The sequence below is a fragment of the Paractinoplanes rishiriensis genome (genome assembly GCF_016862375.1).
Classification (GTDB): domain Bacteria; phylum Actinomycetota; class Actinomycetes; order Mycobacteriales; family Micromonosporaceae; genus Actinoplanes; species Actinoplanes rishiriensis.
The window spans coordinates 1-20,900 of record NZ_BOMV01000130.1; the positions used below are offsets into that span (position 1 = coordinate 1).

Sequence of the window (20,900 nt, forward strand, 5' to 3'; positions counted from 1 at the left end):
CTTTTAACCCGCTGCATTATGTGCAGAAGCCGGAATACTGGGGCATCGAGGTCATCGGATGCACACCCCCGATCGGTCAGCCCGCGATCGTCCCGTACGTGGTCGAGCTCAACCTGACCGGCTATGTCGGAACGCGAGGCATCGAAGTCATCGGGGCGAACCAGACCGAGCGGATCGAGCTTGTGGCCGCGGTCGAGGCCGAATAATCCGCGCACGACAAACGGGCGGGGGCCGCGCGGCCCCCGCCCGGTTCGTCATGTCACCCTTACGCCGGGGTGGCGCCGGTGATGGTGAGCTGATAGGGGAACGGATCGCCGACCCCGACCTGCCACATCGTGTAGTTGCGGTGCTGCGACGGTGTAGCCGCGACGACGAGCATCATGTGCGTCTCACCGCTCTGGAGGCTGAAGTTGGCCGTCTGCCCCGGAGCGAACTGACCGCTGTAGCGCACCGAGAAGTCGCTGCGGACGGCGACCAGCTGGAAGCGCCAGTCCGCGCCTGCCAAGGTGGACTGTCCTTGCAACTGGACGCTTACCTGTCCGCCGGTCGGGTTGAGCCGGACGATGTTGTGCCCGTACTGGTGCGGCGCGTCGCTGCTCGCGATCCGGTAAACGCCGCCACCCTGGCTCTGGAGGGGGTCGGTGTGCAGCGGCCGGTATGCTCCGCCGCCGCGCCACAGGTCGCTGCGGATGGCCTGCCCGTCGGAGAAGTCGTACACGACCTGACGCGACGCGTAGTCGCCGATGAGCTTGGCGAACGCCTGGTGGTCCAGGCCGAGTACCCGCTTGATGGTGTTGATCGGATGCTCGCCCTGCCGTGCCTCGTACCAGAATCGGTTGATGACTTCGGGTCCGTAGGTGTCGCGGATGGTGTTGAACAGCATCCAGTCGCCGTAGTAGGTCTCCTGGGCGAGCCAGCGGAAGTGCTGGCGGTCGACGTAGTAGCCCGATCCGACGACGACCTCGGGGCGCTTCATGCGGGCCATGTAGTTGGCGTGCGCCTCCCACACCGGCCCGGACACCGGGTTGCCGTGACCCCAGCCGCCGCCGTTGCCGTTCGTGGCGTTGATGTCACTGGCGAAGGACTGCAGGACGTGGTTGAACTCGTGGGATTCGACCCAGTTGTCCCAGGTCTTGTCGTAGGGCAGGCACATGTGTCCGGCCCCGATGTCGTCCTGTCCGGCCCAGTTGGCCCTGGGCAGGAAGTCGCCGGACCAGGACCCGCACAGATACAGGTTGATGCGGTAGGTCGAGCCCCGCGGGTGGTCGGCCGGGTCGACCCAGCCGACCTGGTTCACGTAGTAGTCCCAGATCTCCTCCATGTGGTTGGCGACCCACTGGGGATAGTTGTCGTACCCGCGCTGCCGGCCCCAGGCGACGACGTCGACGGCGTTGCCCCAGCGGACCGTGAAGTTCGCGGACTCGACAGCGTTTCCGGTGTAGGCACCCGCGTCGGTGATGAACCTTGGGACGCGGGACTGCTTGGCCAGCTGGGCCTGCTGGACCTGCTGGACCTGCGAGGCCTGCGGGGCGGCGTGTGCCGGGGCCGCTGCGACGGCCGTCAGCGAGCCGGCGACGAGTGCTGTGCACACGGCGCCGGCTCCGAGCCGGCGGACGCGTCTTCGCGCTTGCGTGGCTACCATGGCGTGGGGCTCCCTTGGTCTAAGTGATCATTTTGGCTTCGACAGTTGGATGATCATCAATGTCGGGTGCGGCGTCATCGGCGGGTGCACCAGGGTTCAGGTCGATATGGGCGCGGCCGTCGAGGAGGCCGACCGCAGGCACCAGGACGCAGACCCGGCGGTCAGCGCCATCGGCCGACGCCGGCCGTGTGTGGAAGATTGCGCGTTGCGGCTCCCTTCGGGACACCCCGCCCGACGGTGCCGGGGGCAGAGTTGACTAGAGACGGCCTGATGCACGCAGTGCTCGCCCCACACGGCTCCCGCGGCTGACCGAAAACCTTTTCGGGAACCGTACATCAATGGATGTCGATGTCAAGGGGCGGCCCTCGCTCCTGCATCGGACACGGAGCCGAATGGTGTGGGGAGGTCTGACAGACTCTGCCGCGATCCAGGTGCGTCAACTTGGCAGTGGGGTTTGTCCTTCTCAGCGGTACGGCTCAACCTGCCGGCCGGGGTCGGGACGGGCGGCTGGCACGTGAGGGCCGCCTGCAGCGCCACGAACGGTGACGTCCCTGACCAGGCGCGAAGTCCACGACTACGACGACTGCCTATTCATCCGAGGCGCCGTAGCGCTGTCTCGATAGCGACCTCGACCCGGGAGGTCATGCCGGGCACGTCGACGGGACGGCGCCCAGCGACCTGACTACGGACCCACTTCGGCCCGCTGTCGTCATAGTGCAGCAGGGCATACAGGTCCCACCACGGATCGAGAGTCACCCCGGCGATCGACTCATAGAGCGACCGGAGCTGCTCCGCCCACTCCGGCGAGTAGAGCGCCGCCAAGTATCGACGACAGTGCCCGACGTCAATCGCGCGCGACCCCCGATGGATGGAGTTCCAGTCGGTCAGTCCAGTAATCCTCCCGCGCGACCACAGCAAGTTGACCGGCAGGAGATCGCAGTGCAGAAAGACGGCAGTGTCCTTTGGCGGCGGCGCCGCCATGACACCAAACGCCGCCTTCCACACAGCCGGCTTCGGTGCGTCGACCGGCACCCGAAACCCGTCTAGCGGAGCGATCCAAGAATCCGTCCATGGTCTGAATATCTTCGCGGGGAGATCGAGGGAATGCAGCAATACAGCAATCTCCGCGATCCTCGTCATCCACGAGCGAGGTTCCGCCGGATTGAGGTGAAGATGGCCCGGCAACCGGGTCATCAGCAACGATGGCACGCCCCCCGTCGAGGCACCAGCAACATCAGTAGCCAGGATGTCCGGGACCGGGAGCCCGCTTCCGGCCACCACACCAAGGTTGGCGATCTCCTTTTCCAGGCTCTCCTGCATGGCAAGCCCGCCCGGGTACTGCCGCAGTACGACGAACGTTCGCTTTCCACGCCGCTCGACGGTCAGCCGATTCACGGCGGAGCAGACGCCACCGGTCAATCGGCGATAGCCAACGACGCGACTGCCCCGACCCATCGACGCCGCAACCCAGGCGAGAGTCTCCGCGGAGGGTCGGCGCTGCCTGAACCCGCCATCCCTCCAGTCGCCGTCGGTCATGAGCGCGACCCTATTCATCAGAGGCCGGCGGCGACAGGCGTTTCCAACCCAGAGGCAGTGACCCGTCACGAGGCCCCGGCGGGGTTGATCGCTAACCCGGTGGCGGCGATGCTGGGGGCGTGGAGTACGTGTCCAGAGTTCCGCGGCCGCCGCTGGACGGGCTGATCGACGACCTCTACTACCTGGAGGGTGCGGCGCCGTACGCCCGGCTGGTGCTGCCGCCGGCGCCGACGGCGCTGCTCATCGTCAACCTCGGGGCGCCGTTTCGCGTCCGTGCCGGCGCCGACGTCGAGACGGCCGGGTACGCCGACGGCTGCGTGGTCACCATGCCCACCCGCGCGTGGGAGTTCGGCTACCCGCACCGGACCCGGTCCGTCGGTGTGCACTTCAAGCCGTGGGGGCTGGCGCCGTTCCTGCCGATGCCCGCGGCCGAGCTGTGTGACCGGCCGGTGACGGTCGAGCAGGTCTGGGGCCGGCCCGCCGTTGCTGAGCTGCGAGACCGGCTGGCCGCGGCGGCCAGGCCGCGCGAGATGCTGACGCTGCTCGAGGAGGAGCTGATGCGACGGCTGTGCGAGACCACCGGCCTTGGGCTGGTCCGCCATACGAGCAGCGTCATCGCGGCGGCCGGCGGGGCGGTGGCGATCGGCGACCTGAATTTGGCAGCCGGTGTCAGCAGCACTCATCTGGCACAGCGGTTCAAGGAGCTCATCGGTGTCACGCCGAAGCGGCTGGCCCGCACCTACCGCTTCACCGCCACCGTGTTCGCGATCGACCCCGCCGGACCGATCGACTGGGGCGAGCTCGCCGGTGGCGCGGGCTACTTCGACCAGGCCCACTTCGGCCACGAGTTCCGGGCGTTCACCGGGCTCACGCCGACCCGGTACGTCGAAGTCCGGCAGCGGTTCCTGCGCGAACATCCCGGTCACACGCTGGACGGCTGGCCGCTGCTGGTGGATTGATTTCTTACAAGAACCGCAGCTCACGGCACGCTAACTTGGGGGCGTCCCCAAGCAGAGGAGAGCCCCGTGGGCAAGGTGGTCATGTACAGCTCGGTGTCGGTAGACGGCTTCATCGCGGACGAGCACGACCAGCCCGGACCGCTGTTCGACTGGTTGACCAGCGGTGACGTCCCGTTGGACGACAGCGGCATGCTGAAGGTGTCGCAGACCTCCTACGACCACACCCGGGCGTACTGGGGCCAGATCGGGGTGACGATCGCCGGCCGCCACGTCTTCGACCTGACGGACGGCTGGGACGGGAAGCCGCCGAGCGGGATCGACCACGTGGTCGTCGTGACACACCGGCCGCAGCCCGAGGGCTGGGACCCCGAGGCGCCGTTCCACTTCGTCGACGGGGTCGAGGCAGCCGTGGCCAAGGCGCAGGAGCTTGCGGGTGACCGCCTGGTCGAGGTCGCCGCGGGCGACGTCGGTGGCCAGGCGCTTGCCGCGGGCCTGGTCGACGAGGTGCGGATGGACGTCGTACCCGTCGTGTTCGGGTCCGGCAAGCGCTACTTCGGGTCGGTCGACGCGCAGCACCTGCTGGAAGATCCGGACGTGGTGATTGCGGGCAACCGGGTGCTTCACCTGCGCTACCGGGTGCGCCGTTGACCAAGCAATATCGGTCGTCTGACCGATTCGGGGCGGGTGTCTCACCGCGACCATGTGACCAGACCGAGTATCGGCGGCGCTGGTGAGGAGCGGGAGCATGGTCGTCGAGCGCACGCCCGAGTCGTGCCTGCGGGTGCAGGTGACGCGGACCGGGCCGGCCCTGGTTTGCATCGCCGTCGCCGGGGAGCTGGACCTGGATACCGCCGGTGTCCTGGCCGGGCGGGTGCGAGATGCGCTGGGTCTCATCCAGCCGGACACGATGCTGCTGGACCTGGAAAAGCTGGAGTTCATCGACGTGGCCGGTGTCCGCACCCTGTATGAGCTGCACGCCGCCGCCGCGGCCGTGGACTGCACCCTGGTCATCCGGCACGCGCCACGGACCACCCGGTGGATCTTGTCGGTGTTGGGGCTCGACGAGTTGTTCGCGCTGGCCGACCGGCGCCAACGGCACCCGGAGCCCGGCAGCTGAGCACCGTCAGTCCTGGACGGGCCGCCGCGCGGCGGCCCAGGCGGCGATCTGGGCCCGCGAGGTGAAGTCGAGTTTGGTCAGGATGTGCTCGACGTGGGTGTTGGCGGTGCGCCGGCTGACGACCAGGCGTTCGGCTATCTGCGGATTGGTCAGTCCCTCGGCGACGAGCGCGGCGACCTCGCGTTCGCGCCGGGTCAGCGGCGCCCATCCGGTGGGCGGGTGCGGGACCGCCGGTGTAGTCGACGGCTCGTCGAGCGCGTAGTCGACGCCTGCTTCGCGGTCCAGGCTCAGGCCGTCGGCGAGCGCCGCCTGGAAGCCGCTGTTGCCGATCTTGTCCGCGGCCTGTCTCTCGACCAGAGCGCGGGTGGCGGACAGGTCCGGCGATCCCAGCTGGGGCAGGCCGACGGTCTCCCAGATCCGGTGCGCGACGCCGAGCAACCGGACGGACCGTTCGGCGTCGCCCAGCGTCGCGGCGGCGGTGGCCAGGACGTCGACCGCCATCGCGGAGCCGCCGCTGTCGCCCAACTGCCGTTTGAAGCGCAAGGCGTCTCGGGCGTAGCGGACGGCCGCACCGGGGTCGCCGCGGCCTATCTCGCCCAGGGCGCGCAGGTAGTCGGCATAGGAGCGCATCCAACCCTCGCCGTACTCGTCGCTCAGTGCCCTGGTCGCCTCGGCGATGTCGACGTCGCGGTCGAACTCGCCGGCGAACGCGAGCGCGATGCTTTGTGCGGCGAGCGCGGCGAGCAGGCCGGTGCCCGGATCGCCGCCGTTGCGGTGCAGGTCGGCCGATTCCTCCGCCAGGGCGAGCGCACGTACGGGATCGCCGTGAAGTGTCGCGTGGGCGCTGGCGACGTATGCGATCCAGCCCGCCGCGACAGTGTCGGCCTGTGCCGACGCCAGCGGACGGCACTGGGCAAGGCGGGCCTCCGTCGCCTTCTCGTCGCCCTGGTTCGCGGCCACCCAGGCGCAGACCCACAGCGCCCTGGTCAACGCCGGGCTGAGCGCATGGTCAAGGCTCAGGGCCCAGTCCAGGTACTGCCGGCCCTCCCGGCAGCGACCGCAGGCGATCCAGAAGAAGACCAGCGCACCGACCATGTCCAGCCCGGCCTCATGCTCGGCCGGATCGGACAGGCTGAAGTCGAGCGCCGCGCGGATGTCGGGGTGCTCCCGGCGGAGCCGCGCGTACCAGGCGACCTGGTCCGGGCCGCACCACTCGGCGTCGAATCGGCGGGCCAGCTGACGGTAGAAGTCGCGATGCCGGCGTCGGAGCCGCTGCTCCTCGTCAGTTTTCCGCAACAGCTCCAGGCCGTACTCGCGAATGGTGTCCAGCAAGCGGTACCTGGCGCCGGCCGCATGCTCGTCGCACAACAGGATCGACTTGTCCACCAGCCCGGCCACCAGCTGCAGGAGGTCCGCTCCGGCGAGTTCGTCGTCGGCGCAGATGTGCTGCGCCGCGGCCAGGTCGAAGTCGCCGGCGAAGACCGACATCCGGGCCCACAGCAGCCCCTCGGACCTGGTGCACAGGGCGTAACTCCAGTCGATCGCGGTGCGCAGCGACTCGTGCCGGCCGGCGATGCCCCCGCCGGTGCGGCTCAGCAGAGCGAACCGGTCGGCAATCTGATCGTCGAGCAGATCGGCGATCTGCTGCACCGGCAGCGCGCGGGTGCGTACCGCTGCCAGCTCGATGGCCAGCGGAATCCCGTCCAATCCGCGGCACAGCCGTTCGACCGCGTCCTGATTGGTGTCGACCAGGGCAAAGGTCGAGGTGGACGCGCGGGCCCGCTCGACGAACAACGTCACTGCGGGGTCCGCCGGCAACGGCGGTAGCGGGTAGACGTGCTCGCCTTGCACGCCCAGCGGTTGGCGGCTGGTCGCCAGCACGCGCAGCCGCGGTGCCCCCCGCAACAGAGAGTCGATCAGCTCCGCGCACGACTCGGCCAGGTGCTCACAGGTGTCCATGATCAGCAGCAGCTGGCGCCCGGCCAGATACTCGGCCAAGATTGCCACCTGCGGCCGGGTCGACTGGTCGCGCAGTTCCAGGGCCTGGCCCACGGCCTCGGCCACCAGGTCGGGTCGCGCCAGCGTGGACAGATCGACGAACCATGCCCCGTCGGCGAACGCCCGCTGCACCTCGGCCGCAACGCGCAGCGCCGTGCGGGTTTTGCCCACCCCGCCGACGCCGGTGATCGTGACCAGCCGGGAGCCCGTGAGCAACCGTTTCAGCGCTGAGCGCTCACCGGTCCGGTCCACGAAGCTGGACAGCTCCGCGGGCAGATTTCCCCGGCGCCGTGGCGTGTGCGCAGTTTCCGGCACCCCAGCCTCGCTCGACGACAGCTCACCGATTCCTCGCAGGATAGACCCGGGCACGGCCGGTGTCTTCATCCCCGGATCGAACGGGTGACGTCAGCCGGCGCCTCACGCAGCGGCGTTCGGTCGTCGTGACGGAACCGCTGCTGTCGCCAGGAGCGTGAACACCACCACCCCGGCGAAGGCGACCAAGGTCTGCCGATCGGGGTGGATCAGGGACTGGCCGCGCTGGGCCTGCCAGGCGAGCACGGCGAACACGCCGGTGCAGCCGAGTCCGGCGATGCCGACCAGCCGGGCGCGGACACGCTCGTCGCGCAGCCAGGTGACCCGGGTCGCGAGCAGGGCCAGGATCGCCGTCACGAGCAGCAGGAGGTGAATGGCGTGCAGGCCGAAGAAGTGCGGCACCCGCAGGTCGCCGCCCGTCGAGCTCCAACCCGTGACGGGCATGCCGTGGCCGTCGGGATCGCCGATGCCGTGCCCGCCGACCATCGACACGGACTGACCGTTGGCGTCGGTGACCGTGCGGGCCGTCGGGCCCGAGGAGCCGGCGAGCCACCCGGCGACGACCATGCTCGCGACGGCGAGACCCAGCCCGAAGCGCAGGGCGCGGTTCGTCGGCCGGTCGCCGGTGCGCTGGATCAGGAGCAGGACCGAGACGACCAGGGTGACGAGCAGCAGCGGCATGACACCGAACTGGAACGTCGTCTGTACGGTGCGGGCGATCGCGTCGGTATTGTCGTTGAAGTGGCTGAAGGTGCCGTTCGCGGCGGCGAACGCTACGGCGGCGACGTCCAGTGTTCCGGCGACCGCGAAGACGGTGCCGAGCCACCACGCCAGGCGCCTTCCCCTGGTGAGCCTGGTGAGCAGCCAGGACAGCGTCAGGGCGTAGGTGCCGATGGCGAAGCCGAACTTCAACGGCTTCAGCCAGACCGACTCCTCCATGATCAGCCGGTCGTCGACGAACATGCCGACGGCCGAGACCAAGGCCAGGGAGTACATCAGCGCCACGTTCACCAGCAGCGGGCGGTGCCAGCCGCGCACCGCACCGAGATGGACAGGAAGCTTGGACATGGCCATCAGCCTTGGCGAAAGTCCGCCGCGAAACGATCCGGCTGACCCCCGGACACCACTACCGGCCAACCCCACCAGGAAAGCGGGGGACAGCCTCATTGCCCGCGGCGGGACGGCGTCAGCCGGCGTCCTCGGCGGTGCCGTACTCGTCGTGGCGGCGCCACCACTGGTACGGCGGTTCCTGTGGGTAGCCCTCCGGCGAATCCTCCCACTCCTCCTGGCGGCCGAGCGGGGTCAGGTCGAGCAGACTCCAGACGTTGCCGGTCTGCTCCGCGGCGCGTCCGTTGGTGAAGTAGGTGCGGTAGAGGCCGGCTCCGTCGCGGAGGAAGACGTTGAGGCCGAAGTACTGGTCGACGTCGAAGTCCCGGGAGAAGTCGTCCTTCGTGGTGTACCAGGGCACGCCCTGCCAGCCCATCCGCTCGCGGTAACGCGCGATGTCGGCCTGCGGGGCGGCGGAGACCAGGACGAAGGTGACGTCGCGGGCGTTCAGGTGGGCGAGGTGACCGAGGTTGTCGGTGAACATCGCGCAGCCGCTGCAGCCACCCGCGGGCCAGTCGGCGACCCCGGGTTCGAAGAAGTGCCGGTAGACGATCAGTTGGCGGCGGCCCTCGAACAGATCCGGCAGGCCCACCGTTCCGTCCGGCCCTTCGAAGGCGTACCGCTTGTCGACCCGGACACGCGGCAGCCGGCGGCGCGCCGCGGCCAGCGCGTCCTTCGCGCGAGTGTGCTCCTTCTCCCGGCGCAGGAGGTCCTCGCGGGCGGCGTTCCCCTCTTCGGCGGATACGACAGGTGGCAGTTGCACGCAACAACCCATACCCCTGCGGCCGGCCTGGTAACCCGGGTGACGGGATGGCTGGAAAGGCGCCGGTGGGACTGACCATTTCTCTATGTCTCCTCCGGCCCGGTGCCAGCGCTGTATAAGTAACACCAGGCGAAACCAATGGGATCGGGGGAACCATGGGAAAGATCGGCGTACTGCTGGCGACCGGGGCCGCTGTTTCGGGAGCCGTCGTTGGATTTGCCGGCCCGGCGGCGGCCAGCGACTACAACCGCACCGTCAATATCTGCAATTACTCCAACGAGCGGGTTCAGGTCGCCAAGATCAGTGACCAGGCCGGTGGCATGGTCAGCGAGGGTTGGTACTCGTACGAAAACGGGGAATGCTCGACGCTGACCGGCCGGTTCATGCGGATCAAATCCGCGGACGGCAGCACCTGGACTTTCAGCGGGACTTACACCACGCAATTCTGTGTGGCGTCGAAGGCATTCACCATTTACTCGCCGAACAGTGAGTCGGCGTGCGACACGTACGGCGGCACGATGGCGACCTTCTCCTCGGTCCCGGCCGGAAGCGGGACCCACAAAATCAACCTGCGGCCCTAACCGATCCGGCGGGAGACGGCGTCGGCCAGGTCTTCGATCGCCCAGGCCACCTCGATCGGCGCGGTGAGGTGGGCGGCGTGCCCCTGCTGGCGCAGGACCTGCCCCGGCAACAGCCGGGGCAGAACCGCGGCCAGCGCCTCCGAACGCCGCCGCAGATTCGCCGGGCTGCGTTCTCCGCGGAGCAGGCAGGTGGGGACGTCGAGGCCGGCGTACCGGTCCAGCCCGACGCCCAGCGCCTCCATCGCCTCGTCGTCGCTGATCTGCGCCGCGGCGTACGGTCGCAGCTTTCGCCAGCCGGACAACCTCGGCGCCTCGACGATCTCCCGCAGGTGGATGGCCATGGCGCGGCCCGGCCGGCCGGCGTCGAGCGCCGCTCGCGCACGCCGCAACGCCGCACCACCCAGCGGCCGGTCGACCGCCACCGGCGGCTCATAGAGCAGCATCCCGGCGAACAGCGCCGGCGCGGTCAACGCCGACTCCAGCGCCACCACCGCGCCCGACGAGTGGCCCACCAGCACCAGCGGGCCGTCCAGGACCTTCGCGATCGCCAGCACGTCGTCGACCTCGGTCGCCATGCTGTGGCCCGGCGGTGGGCGATCGGCGGCGTACAACCGACGGTGAATGCGCACGACCCGGAACCGGTACGCCAGCCTCGCCGCGACCTCGGCCCAGGACGATGCGTCGCTCGATCCTGGATGGACGATCAGGATGGGCGGGCCCTGGCCCTGATCGGTGGCCCTGATCGGCGTGCCGTCGGCGGAGGTCGCGGTGATCGTCACGGGCCGGACAGTACCCGGGGAGCGGAGCCGGAACTCGTGCGCGGTGAACGCCGTGACCATCGTCGCGGTGGAGCCCGGCGGGCTGGCCTGGATCACCGGGCTTCGACGTGGCCGGCGGTGACCGCGGCGGCCAGCAGCGCGTGGTCGCGTTCGGTCTGGGTGGCGTACGTTTCGGCGAAGTCGGCGACGGCCTCGTCGAAGGTGGGCGACTTGCCGAGGTACCCGGCGATCGCGACCCGGTCGCCGGCTCGGGCGTGTCCCCGGGCCAGGGTCCAGCCGCAGAGGCGCGCGTACACGTTCATGCTCTGCGGGCTCATCTCCTCGATGACGGCGGAGAGCTTCCAGTCCCGCAGCTGCCGCACGTAGTAGTCCTCGTCCTCGCGACCGACCGGCCGGGCGCGCATCCAGCCCAGGAAGATGTCGCTGGTGGCCTGCCTGAGGTGCTGGCCGGAGACCACTCGTTCGCCCTGGTTGGCGTACTGCGAGGCGCCGGCGTACTCGGCCAGCGCGGAGGCCTGCGCCTGTTTGGCCTGCAGCAGCAGGACGTCGTCGGTGCCGTCCGCCTCGAGCAGCAGGATCCACGCCCGGGTGCCGACGCTGCCCACCTCGACGACCTTGTGCGCCGCGTCGGCGAGGGTGAAGTGACCGAGCAGGCGCCGCCGGTCGGACTGCAGGGTGGCGCTGTACGCCTCGAGCAGTTTCCGGAGCCGCTCGAGGAGCACGTCGATGTCGAAGCCGAGCAGCTGGTCGATCGGGACGACCAACGGCGGATCACTGATGATCCGCCGCCGCCCGTCGGCGACGGTGGTGAGCTTGCCGACCGCCTGCAGGCTGTCGCGGGTGCGTGCCTTGGCGAGCGCGGCGTCCGCGGCGTCGAGGCCGGCCCGCTGCTCCTTCAGCTTGCGTCCGGTCAGCGTCGACCGGTAGTCGGCCAGGACTTCCTCGCCGGCCACGACCAGGCTGGCGGCCAGCCGTTTGACGTCCCATTCGAACGGGGCCGGGGATGGTCTCGTCGAAGTCGTTGATGTCGAACACCAGCGTGCGTTCCGGGGAGGCGTAGGCACCCCCGGACTACTTGAGCAGTGAACCCACCGGATCGCGTGACCCCGCGGGCCGGAACTCGGCGTGCGGCTCCAACGGGACCGAGGCACGAGCGCCCTTCCCGGCCGCTGCCCGGTCCGCACGATCCGGCTTGGTGATGGACGTTGTTGCCATCCGGCCACCGTCTCCGGCCGGGAAGCCCGGCCGCATCATCCCGGCCGGGTGACTGCCTCGGCGGTGAGCAGGTAGTCGTCGGCGTCCGGGTTCCACTCCAGGGTGACCGCCCCGCCGGTCGCCGCCGCCTTGCAGAACTGGAGGAAGCTGCGATAGCCGAGCTTCTTCTCGCTGAAGTCGGCCGAGACCCGGCGCACCTTGTTCTTCAAGCCGGACAGGGCCACCGCGCCGTCCCGGCCGGCAAGGTCGGCGACCACCTCGCGGAGCAGGGCGAACGCGGTCTCCCGGTCGCCGTGCTCGGGCAGCGTCACCTCGGGGTCGCCCTTCGCCGAGCCGCCGCTCAGCTCGACCACGTTGAGCCCGGCCAGGTGGCGCAGCAGTTCGCCGAAGGCGCGGAAACCGTAGTCCGCCTCGCTGAAGGTGGGGTCCTTGCGCAGCAGCGTCCGCTTCAGCGTCGAGGCGGTCACCGCGCCGTTCGAGCTGCGTTGCAGGCCGGCGACGGTCTGGGCGACCAGGACGGCGAGCGAGTCGGCGTCACGGGGTGGCGTCTCGGGCGCGGCCACCGGCTCCGCAACCGGCTCCGGCTCCGGCACTGGGGGAGCCGGGCGGCGCGGTGCGCGCGCGGGCGGTATCTCCACGCCGTCCAGCCGGTCGTAGTAGAGGAACTCGTCGCAGGCCGGCGGCAGCAGCGCGGAGGTCGACTTCTCGACGCCCACCCCGATCACCCGCTTGTTGAGTTCGCGCAGCTTGTGGACCAGCGGGGTGAAATCGCTGTCGCCGGTGCACAGCACGAACGTCGAGACGTACGCCCGCTCGAAGGCGACCTCCAGCGCGTCCACCGCCATCTTGATGTCGGCGGCGTTCTTGCGCGAGGCGCCCATGCGCTGAGGTATGTCGATGAGCTCCACGTGCGACCGGGTCAGCATGCGGCGGCCCTCGTCGAAGAACGACCAGTCCGCGTACGCGCGGCGCACCACCACCCGGCCGCGCTCGGCGAGCGCGTCGGCGACCGGCCGCAGGTCGAAGACCATGCCGCCGAGGTGGTCGCGGGCGCTGATCGCGAGGTTTTCGTAGTCGAGGAACAGCGCGATGCGCTCTTCATGATCCACGGTGCCAGCCTACGCCGGTGAGGTCGGCCCGTAGCTGCTCGGCCTCGGGCACGCCCAGTTCGGTGTACAACGCCAGCGCCTGCCCGAAATGCTCCCGGGCCGCCTCCGGCTCGCCGAGTGCGCGGCGGGCGTGCCCCAGGCCGGCCGCGGCCCGGGCCAGCTGATAGCGGTTGCCGATGTCGGTGGCGAGGGCGTGGGCGGCCGCGTGGTGGGTCAGCGCGTCGGCCGGCCGCCCCGCGCGGTGGGCCACCTCGCCGAGGCCGTTGCGGGCGAACGCCTGGCCCTCCTGGTTGGCCATCTCGCGGAACAGGACCAGCGCGCGGTCGAAGCAGGCCGCCGCCTCGTCCAGCTCGCCGAGCCGGGTGTGCAGCATGCCGAGGCTGTCCATAGCGCTGGCCTCGCCGGTGCGGTTGCCGAGTTGCACGCGCAGGGCCAGCGACTGCCGCAGGTGGTCGCCGGCCGCGTCGAGCCGGCCCGCGCGCATCTCGACGTGGGCCAGCACATCCTGGGCGTACGCCGCACCGTGCTGGTTGCCCAGTTCCCGGGCGAGGGCCAGCGCCCGGTGGCCGGCGTCGAGCGCCTCCGCGGAGCGGCCCAGCCGTTCCAGCGAGATGGCCAGGCTGCTCAGCGTGTTGCCGGCGTTGACCAGGTCGCCGGCGCGCTGGTAGCCGGTCAGGGCCTGGCGCAGGTAGTCGCCGGCCGCCTCGTAGTTGCCCGAGCGTTCCTCGATCAGCGAGAGGTTGAAAAGCACCCGGGCCTGGCCCAGCGGGTCGTCGATCCGGTGGAACACGTCGAGGGACCGGCGCAGGTGGTCGGCGGCCCGCTCGTGCTGCTCCGCGTACAGGTAGGAGATGCCCAGGTCGCTCAGCGCCAGCGCCTGGCCGGCCAGGTCGTCGCTGCGCAGGGCGGCCTCGTGGGCGTGCGCGAACAGGATCAGCCCGTCGGCGCCGTAGCCACCGGTGAGGTAGCGGAACAGCACGCGGGACAGCCGGGTCGTGTGGCTGGGCCAGCCGTGGGCGGCGGTGTGCGCGGCGACGGCGACCAGCGTGTGCCGTTCGGCGTCCAGCCAGCCCACGGCGCTGTCCGGGTTGGCGAACGAGGGCGCGGGCGTGCCGGGCGGCGGGATCTGCGGGCGGCGGTGGGCCTCGGCCGGGTGCAGCACGTCCATCGCGGCGGCCGCGGTGGCCAGGTAGAAATCGAACAGCCGGGTGAGCGCGGCCCGGCGTTCCGCGGGGCGGTCCTGATCATGGGCCCGGCCGGTGGCATAGGCCCGGACCAGGTCGTGGAACGTGTACCGGCCCGGCCCGGACTGCTGCAGCAGGTGGTCGCGGCTGAGGTGGTCGAGCCCGGCACGCGCGGTTTCCCGATCACAATCAAGAAAAGCAGCTGCCGCGTACGCGTCGAAGTCCTGCCCCGGGTGCAGCCCGGCGAGCCGCAGCAGGCGCTGCTGGTCGGCGGCCAGATGCTGGTACGACAGGTCGAGGGCGAGCTCGACGCCGCTGTCCAGCCGGCGCTCGCGGTGGCGCTCGTCGAGCCGGTCGGCGTGATCGGTCAGGGTCCAGCCGCGGGTGTTGCGGATGTGCCCGGCGATCAGGCTCAACGCCAGCGGCAGGTATCCGCAGCGCCGAGCGATCCGGGCGGCGGCCTCCGGTTCGGCGCCCGGGACGGCACCCGACAGGAACGCCACCGCCTCGTCGGGCGTGAAGACGTCGACGGTGAGATGGCCGGCCGCGGTCAGGTCGGCGAGGCTGCGCCGGCTGGTGATCAGGGTGAGGCAGCCCGGGGTGTCCGGCAGCAACGGGCGTACCTGATCTGCGGTTGCGGCATTGTCGAGAACCACGAGCGCGCGCACCCCGGCCAGCCGCTTGCGGTAGGCGGCCGAGCGGTCGGTCAGCCGGTGCGGGATCTCGTGACCGGACGCCCCGAGCAGGCGCAGGAAACCGTCCAGCACCGCGGCCGGGCCGGCGGGCGGCTGCGTGGGGTCCGGGTGGAAGCCCCGCAGGTTGACGAACAGCACCTGGTCGAACGTGTCCTCGCGGAGCAGCGAGTGCCCGGCGTGCACGGCCAGCTGGGTCTTGCCGACCCCGGCCATCCCCTCGATCGCCGAGATCACCACGGCGCCGCCGGCCCGCATGGTTTCGCGCAGCCGGTCCAGCTCGCCGATGCGCCCGGTGAACCCGGCCAGCTCCGCGGGCAGCTTGTCCTGCACCCGCACCTGCGAGACGGCCTCGGTCTCGCCGCCCACCACCCGCAGCGCCTGCCGCCAGTGCGTCACATAGCCCACATCCGGGTGCAACGCCTCGACCACGGCCAGGACGAGGTCGGTGTTGAGCCGCCGCCGCCCGGCCTGAAAACAGTTGGCCACTGTGGACCGGCGCGCCAACTCACCGGCCGGCCGCCCCGCCGCCGTCCAGGCCGCGTTGACCCGCTCCTTGATCGTCTCGTACGACGGATCGCCGGCCCAGACCTTCAACAGCCGCAGCCGTTCCACCAGATCGTCGATCCCGGCGGCCCCGGCCGGATCAGGCAGTGCGGCAAACGGCATGATCCCGAGATTATCGCCGATACATGCTGACCCGGTTGCGGCCGTTGCGCTTGGCCTCGTACAGGCCCTCGTCGGCCCAGTGCAGCAGGTCGTCGACCGTGTGGTCGCCGGTGGGGACGGTGGCCGCCACGCCGGTGCTCACCGTGACGAAGCCGATCGGGGAGCCCTGGTGTTCCTGCTGGAGGGTGGCCACCTCGAGCCTGGCGCGTTCGGCTATCCGGGCGGTGGCCTCGGCGTCGGCGCCCGGGACGATGATGCAGAACTCCTCGCCGCCGAAGCGGGCCACCAGGTCGATGCCGCGGGTGCCGGACTGCAGGGCCTGGGCCAGGGCCCGCAGGCAGTGGTCGCCGCCCAGGTGGCCGTAGTGGTCGTTGTACTGCTTGAAGTGGTCGATGTCGACCATGATGACGCCGACCGAGGTGCCGGTGGCCTGGGCGTGCGCCCACTCGGCGGCGAGCGCCTCCTCCAGGCGGCGGCGGTTGGCGAGGCCGGTCAGGGCGTCCGTGCGGTTCAGCTCCTCGAGGCGGAGGTTGGCCGCGGCCAGGGCCTCGGTGCGCTGGTTCACCTTGCGTTCCAGGGACGAGTAGACCTGGGCGTTGTCGATCGAGACGGCCAGCTGGCCGGCCACCAGGGTGACCGCGTCCATGCCCTCGGCGGTGAACGCGCCGCGCTCGCCCGGCTTCTCCAGCAGCAGCAGCGCCTGGAGCGTGCCGCGGCTGCGCACCGGTGCCACCAGCATCGAATAACCCTCCATGCCGGCCAGGTACGGGTCACGGGCGAACCGGTCGTCCTGGGCCGCGTCGGCGATCAGCAGTGAGGACTCGGTGCGCTGCACGTACCGGATCACCGACAGCGGCACCTGGCCGGCCGCCGCCGGGTCGTTGTGCAGCAGGTCCCACTCGCGGGCGGTGTCGTCCCAGAGCAGCAGCCGGATCCGGGTGGCGCCGGTCATCGCGCCCAGCACGTCGATGAGGCGTTCCTGCAACGAGTCGAGGCTGGTCGCCGAGCTGATCGCGCGGGCCGCGTCGAACGCCGCCATCAGGTCGAGCGTGCTGCTCGCGATGGAGACCGACGACGTTCCGGAGCCGCCGGTGCCGGGACCGGGGAACGCCACCGCGAGCCGCGGGTAGGCCTGGGTCAGCTGGGCCACCTTGCCGGCCGCGCCCCATTCGTTGTAGCGGTCGCGGGCCTGGGCCAGCAGCGACCAGCCGACGTGGCTGATGCCGGTGGCGACGTAGAAACGGCCGGCCCGCTCGGCGATCAGTGCGGTGTGCCAGGGCCGGGTCTGCTGGGCGACCGCGGTCATCGCGGCGTCGAACTCGGCCGCGGCCGGCCACGGTTCGCCGTCCAGCCAGTGCACCTCCGCGTTGATCAGGTGGACCAGGTGGCGGAAGTTCTCCGGCGCGTCCGCGGCGCGGGCGATCCACCAGGCGTGCACCTCGTCCAGGGCGGCCCGGGGCTCCGCTCGCTGGTCCGGCTCGGCGGCCCGGACCTGTTCGATCAACCCAAAGGCACGGACCAGGAAGACGTACGAGGTCAGGTACGTAGCGTTGATGAACGGCAGCAACGGCACGGCGGCCGCCGAGTGCTCGATCAGGGTCGGCGCGTCGTGGCAGATCAGTGCCGCCAGCGCCTGGTTCATGTGCAGGTAGGCCACCGCGGTCGGGTTTTCAGCCTGGCCGGCCAGCAGCGCGGGAATGTCGACCGAGTCGTCGGACAGGTCGCCCGGCGCCGCGGTGTCGCCGCGCAGCGCCCGGGCCAGTTGCCGGAACGCGAGGTACGCCGGTCCGGCCACCGCGTCGCCGGCGCGCTGGGCGGCCGCCGAGGCCGCCTCCGCGTCGCCGGAGAACGCGGCCAGGGTCGGCGCGCAGTCCAGGAACAGCGGCAGCGAGCTGAAGAACGCGTGCACCGCCACCAGGTCGCCGTGCCGCAGCAGACCCTCGCGAGCCTGCCGGGCGATGGTCAGCTGGCGCGGCACCGGCTCCTGCCACGGGCCCTGGCCGAGCGAGAACAGGAACCGGGCGTGCGAGGTCTGCGGCTCCCAGGCACGCTCCTCGCTGACCGCGAGCGCCCGCCGGGTGGCCAGGTATCCGGTGCGGTAGTCCTGGCGGACCATGACCGTCATGAAGCCGGCGTGCGACAGCGGCGCGACCAGTTCGGCGCACGGGCCGTGCTCGGCCCACATCCGCTGCGCCTCGGCGACCAGCCAGGCGAAGATCGGATTACCGGAGAAGTAGGCCACCGGCAGGATGTGGTCGATCACCCGGGCGGCGGCCCGCAGCGCCGGCTCGGTGATCTCCGGGCGGCACAGGTCGTCCTCGGGGCCGCCGGTCGACACCCAGGCGCTCATGGCGGCCAGGCCGGCGTCGATCGCGGCCGGCAGCGTCTCCTCGGTCGGCACCCGCGCGCCGAGGCGGGCGAGCAGGTCGAGGCCGTGCGCGAGCGCCTCCGGCTGGCGGTTGCGGGTGCGCAGGCCGATGATCCGGGCCCGGGCCAGGGTGGCCAGTTCGAGGGTGGTCGGCCCGTCGGCCAGGATCTCGGCGTACACCCGGTCGGCGTCGTCGAACCGGCTCAGGCCACACAGGACGGCGTGGTGGTCGGCGCGCACCGCGAACCGGACCGCGGCCGTGTCGTCGAGGCCGGCCAGCAGATGACCGGCCGCGGCCAGGTAGCGCTCGGCCACCGCCGGGTCGGTCAGCCGGGCCGCCTCGGCAGCGGTGTGGAACAGTCCGGCCGCCCGGCGCCGCTCGGCCGGTTCGGTGATCTCGGCGTTCGCGGCCAGGTATTGCTCCGCGGTGAGCGACCACAGGTCGGCGTGCCCGGCGAACCGGCGGGCCAGCGTGAGGTGCCGGTCGGCGCGCCCGCTGGCGGCCGAGACCAGCGCGGCCTCGCGCACCCGGTCGTGGCGGAAGGCCACGGCCGGCCCGTCGTGGCCGGTCTCCAGCACCAGCAGGCCGTCGCCGAGGACCGGCGCGCCGCGGTCCTCGATCTCGGCCGGCGACCAGCCCGTCGCGGTGCAGAGCAGGGCGGCGTCGATCCGGTCGCCGAGGCAGGCGGCCACCTCGATCAGTTCCCGGGACGGTCCGGGCAGGTCAGCGATCCGGGCGGTGAGCAGCTCGATCACATCGGTGGCGCCGACGTAACTGCGAATCTTGGCGGCGTCCCACTCCCAGCCGGTGTCGGTCGGCACCAGCGCACCGTCCCGGCGCAGCGCGTTGACCAACTCGATGGTGTCGAACGGATTGCCCTTGGCCCGGTCGCCGACCGCCTCGGCCAGCGTCCGGGCGTCCTCCGGCGAGAGCCGCAGCATCGCGGCGAGCAGCGTCTGCACGTCGCCGACCGGCAGGTTGGCCAGCCGTAGCGCGGGCAGCAGCAGGTCGTCGCCCTGCCACCGGGCCAGCCGGCCGGTGAGCGGGTGCATCGCGTCCACTTCGGCGTCCCGGTACGCGCCCACCAGCAGCACCCCGGCGGGCCGGGCGGTGATGACCGCGTCCAGCACGCCGACCGCGGTGGCGCCGGCCCACTGGAGGTCGTCGACGAACAGCACCAGCGGCCGGTCCGGCGCGGCGACTGTGGCCAGCACCTCGGCGGCGGCCCGGATCAGCCGCACCTCGAGGTCGGTGACGTCGAACCCGCCGGTGTCGGCCGGCGGCTCGCCCAGCAGGGTGGCGAACTCGGGGACGGCCGCGGCGATCAGCCCGGCGTTCGGGCCGAGCCGTTCGCGCAGCCGCTCGCGGCAGCCGGCCAGTTCCGCCTCCGGCTCGGCCAGCAGCAGCCGGCCCAGCGCGCGCATCGCCCGCCACACGCCGTCCGCGGCCCGGTCCCGCCGGTGCTCGTCGAACTTGCCGGACACGAACCAACCGCCGCGCGCGGTCACCGCCATCCGCAGCTGGTCGATCACGCTGGTCTTGCCGACCCCGGGCGGCCCGGTCACCAGCACCGCCCGGCCCGGACCGGCCTCGGTCGCGTCGAACGCCGAGGTCAGGGCCGCGATTTCGGCGTCCCGGCCGACCGGCTGGGCGGCCGACGCCAGCCGGATCGGGAAGTCCCGGGTGCCCAGCTCGAAGGCCTCGCCGGAGCCGGCCCGCAGCCGCTCGAGGTCGTGCACCAGCCCTTCGGCCGACTGGTAGCGCTTGTCCGGGTCCTTCTCCAGCAGCCGGCCGGTGATCGCCGACAACATCGCGGGAATGTGCGGGTTGACCTCGGCCGCCGGCTGCGGGCGTTCGGCCAGGTGGCAGCGGACCAGCCGGAGTGCGTCGCCGCCGCGGCCGAACGGCGGCGCGCCGGTGGCCAGTTCGTAGAGGGTGGCGCCGAGGCTGTAGAGGTCGACCCGGTGGTCCACCGGCCAGCCGGTGCGGCCGGTCTGTTCCGGGGCGATGTACTCCAGCGTCCCGGAGATCACGCCGGTCGCCGTGAACCCCATGCGTTCCTGGGCCGACACGGTCGCCAGGTCGAAGTCGATCAGCACCGGCCGGCGGTCCGGCCGCAGCAGGACGTTGTTCGGGTTGACGTCGCGGTGCACCACCCCGCGCCGGTGCAGGGTGGCCAGGATGGAGCCGAGCGCGTGCGCGAGGTCGACCAGCCCGGCGGCGTCCAGATCACCGGCCGGCAGCGCGGCGAGCGGACTCGCGCCCGAGTCGGTGAGCACCAGGACACCGTCCCGCGGTTCCGGCACGGCCAGTTGCTGCACCCCCGGCGCACCGGCGAGACGGGTGAGGATGGCGTGCTCGTGGTGCAGGCGGTGCACCGCACCGGGCCCACGAGTCTCCTTGAGCACCACGCTGCGGCCGTCGGTCCACTGCCGGACCACTCTGGTCCGGGAGCTTTGATAAAGCGACTCCTCGGTTCTGGTGTCCAGAGCCAGTTCCATCGCCCACCATCCTTCGGCACGACTCAGCGGCGTGGTGTCCTTCGGCAACCTATGCCCGGGCCTGAGCCCTTCGCCGCCCCGGCTTCGCTTTTCGGATCATCCGGCAAACCGGCAAATTGACGGTCGTTGATGCCGGACGTAGCCTGTGGCCGGGAAAACGGTGTCACGAGTTTCCTCGAGGGCGAACTACTGGCGGCCGTCTCGGCTGCTCAGTCTTCCTGTGCTTTTCCCTCCGGATGGAGAAAATCGATGAAACGTCGGGTCGCCTGGCTGGGCGCCGCCCTGTTGACCGCGATCTCGCTCGTGACCGTGCTGAAACCGGCCTACGCGGCCGCGGGCTGCCGGGTCACCTATGCGGTCACCAACC

The 20,900-nt window shown here is 71.1% G+C and carries 15 protein-coding genes and 2 pseudogenes; 5 read left to right on the forward strand and 12 right to left on the reverse strand.

The features are described 5' to 3' along the window. Positions 1-206 (forward strand): hypothetical protein (locus Ari01nite_RS48620; protein WP_203791467.1); only part of this gene is annotated, 206 nt, incomplete at its 5' end. A gap of 59 nt (positions 207-265) precedes the next feature. Here the strand turns inward: Ari01nite_RS48620 and Ari01nite_RS48625 are convergent. Both Ari01nite_RS48625 and Ari01nite_RS48630 read right to left on the reverse strand, forming a co-directional pair. After that, on the reverse strand, positions 266-1,591 hold the full coding sequence (locus Ari01nite_RS48625; RefSeq protein WP_203791469.1) for a DUF6055 domain-containing protein: 1,326 nt from the start codon (positions 1,589-1,591) through the stop codon (positions 266-268). Positions 1,592-2,233: 642 nt separating this feature from the next. Further along, a complete protein-coding gene (locus Ari01nite_RS48630) occupies positions 2,234-3,178 on the reverse strand; it encodes a phosphotransferase family protein (protein ID WP_203791471.1) in 945 nt (314 codons plus the stop codon). 119 nt (positions 3,179-3,297) lie between these two features. Here Ari01nite_RS48630 and Ari01nite_RS48635 point away from each other — a divergent pair, with 119 nt between their 5' ends. The 3 genes from Ari01nite_RS48635 to Ari01nite_RS48645 all read left to right on the forward strand — a co-directional run bounded on the left by Ari01nite_RS48635 (position 3,298) and on the right by Ari01nite_RS48645 (position 5,254). Next, positions 3,298-4,137, forward strand: coding sequence for a helix-turn-helix domain-containing protein (locus Ari01nite_RS48635; protein WP_203791473.1), 840 nt, complete (start codon positions 3,298-3,300; stop codon positions 4,135-4,137). Between the two features lie 66 nt (positions 4,138-4,203). Continuing rightward, complete coding sequence (locus tag Ari01nite_RS48640) at positions 4,204-4,785, forward strand: dihydrofolate reductase family protein (protein ID WP_203791475.1); 582 nt, start codon at positions 4,204-4,206, stop codon at positions 4,783-4,785. A gap of 97 nt (positions 4,786-4,882) precedes the next feature. After that, positions 4,883-5,254, forward strand: coding sequence for an STAS domain-containing protein (locus tag Ari01nite_RS48645; RefSeq protein WP_203791477.1), 372 nt, complete (start codon positions 4,883-4,885; stop codon positions 5,252-5,254). Positions 5,255-5,260: 6 nt separating this feature from the next. Here the strand turns inward: Ari01nite_RS48645 and Ari01nite_RS48650 are convergent, their stop codons facing one another. The 3 genes from Ari01nite_RS48650 to Ari01nite_RS48660 all read right to left on the reverse strand — a co-directional run bounded on the left by Ari01nite_RS48650 (position 5,261) and on the right by Ari01nite_RS48660 (position 9,434). Continuing rightward, positions 5,261-7,567 (reverse strand): ATP-binding protein, encoded by a 2,307-nt coding sequence (locus Ari01nite_RS48650; RefSeq protein ID WP_239163693.1) that lies wholly within the window; start codon positions 7,565-7,567, stop codon positions 5,261-5,263. Positions 7,568-7,669: 102 nt separating this feature from the next. After that, entirely contained in the window at positions 7,670-8,638 is a 969-nt protein-coding gene (locus Ari01nite_RS48655) for a hypothetical protein (protein ID WP_203791479.1), read from the reverse strand. A gap of 112 nt (positions 8,639-8,750) precedes the next feature. After that, positions 8,751-9,434, reverse strand: a complete 684-nt coding sequence (locus tag Ari01nite_RS48660; protein WP_203791481.1) for a DUF899 domain-containing protein — start codon at positions 9,432-9,434, stop codon at positions 8,751-8,753. A 155-nt stretch (positions 9,435-9,589) separates the two neighbouring features. On the opposite strand from Ari01nite_RS48660, the gene Ari01nite_RS48665 reads away from it, so the two are divergent. Beyond that, positions 9,590-10,015 carry a DUF1036 domain-containing protein gene (locus Ari01nite_RS48665; protein ID WP_203791483.1) on the forward strand — a complete coding sequence of 142 codons (426 nt, stop codon included), beginning with the start codon at positions 9,590-9,592 and terminating at the stop codon, positions 10,013-10,015. On the opposite strand, the gene Ari01nite_RS48670 is transcribed toward Ari01nite_RS48665, so the two are convergent. The 7 genes and pseudogenes from Ari01nite_RS48670 to Ari01nite_RS48690 form a co-directional block, all read right to left on the reverse strand. After that, positions 10,012-10,794: an alpha/beta fold hydrolase gene (locus Ari01nite_RS48670; RefSeq protein WP_203791485.1), complete on the reverse strand. Its 783-nt coding sequence runs from the start codon at positions 10,792-10,794 to the stop codon at positions 10,012-10,014. The two genes, Ari01nite_RS48665 and Ari01nite_RS48670, sit on opposite strands and share 4 nt — an antisense overlap. A 92-nt stretch (positions 10,795-10,886) precedes the next feature. Next, on the reverse strand, positions 10,887-11,747 hold the full coding sequence (locus Ari01nite_RS48675) for a DUF2252 family protein (RefSeq protein WP_203791487.1): 861 nt from the start codon (positions 11,745-11,747) through the stop codon (positions 10,887-10,889). Then, positions 11,733-11,780, reverse strand: a pseudogene (locus tag Ari01nite_RS51785) (hypothetical protein); the annotation flags it as partial. The gene Ari01nite_RS48675 and the pseudogene Ari01nite_RS51785, both read right to left, overlap by 15 nt. A gap of 13 nt (positions 11,781-11,793) precedes the next feature. Then, a pseudogene (locus Ari01nite_RS51790) lies at positions 11,794-11,847 on the reverse strand (DUF2252 family protein); the annotation flags it as partial. 197 nt (positions 11,848-12,044) lie between these two features. Beyond that, the gene (locus Ari01nite_RS48680) at positions 12,045-13,118 is read right to left on the reverse strand and encodes a PIN domain-containing protein (RefSeq protein WP_203791489.1); all 1,074 of its coding nucleotides are present in this window, start codon (positions 13,116-13,118) and stop codon (positions 12,045-12,047) included. After that, the gene (locus tag Ari01nite_RS48685) at positions 13,108-15,663 is read right to left on the reverse strand and encodes an ATP-binding protein (protein ID WP_203791491.1); all 2,556 of its coding nucleotides are present in this window, start codon (positions 15,661-15,663) and stop codon (positions 13,108-13,110) included. Before Ari01nite_RS48685 ends, Ari01nite_RS48680 begins: the two co-directional genes overlap by 11 nt. A gap of 10 nt (positions 15,664-15,673) precedes the next feature. Beyond that, the gene (locus Ari01nite_RS48690) at positions 15,674-20,533 is read right to left on the reverse strand and encodes a diguanylate cyclase (RefSeq protein WP_203791493.1); all 4,860 of its coding nucleotides are present in this window, start codon (positions 20,531-20,533) and stop codon (positions 15,674-15,676) included. Between the last annotated feature and the right edge of the window lie 367 nt (positions 20,534-20,900).

Coding starts and splice junctions, on each gene's coding strand:
- Ari01nite_RS48630 (WP_203791471.1), bottom strand. CDS start 3,178: ATGACCGACGGCGACTGGAGGGATGGCGGGTTCAGGCAGCGCCGACCC.
- Ari01nite_RS48645 (WP_203791477.1), top strand. CDS start 4,883: ATGGTCGTCGAGCGCACGCCCGAGTCGTGCCTGCGGGTGCAGGTGACG.
- Ari01nite_RS48655 (WP_203791479.1), bottom strand. CDS start 8,638: ATGGCCATGTCCAAGCTTCCTGTCCATCTCGGTGCGGTGCGCGGCTGG.
- Ari01nite_RS48665 (WP_203791483.1), top strand. CDS start 9,590: ATGGGAAAGATCGGCGTACTGCTGGCGACCGGGGCCGCTGTTTCGGGA.
- Ari01nite_RS48685 (WP_203791491.1), bottom strand. CDS start 15,663: ATGCCGTTTGCCGCACTGCCTGATCCGGCCGGGGCCGCCGGGATCGAC.
- Ari01nite_RS48690 (WP_203791493.1), bottom strand. CDS start 20,533: ATGGAACTGGCTCTGGACACCAGAACCGAGGAGTCGCTTTATCAAAGC.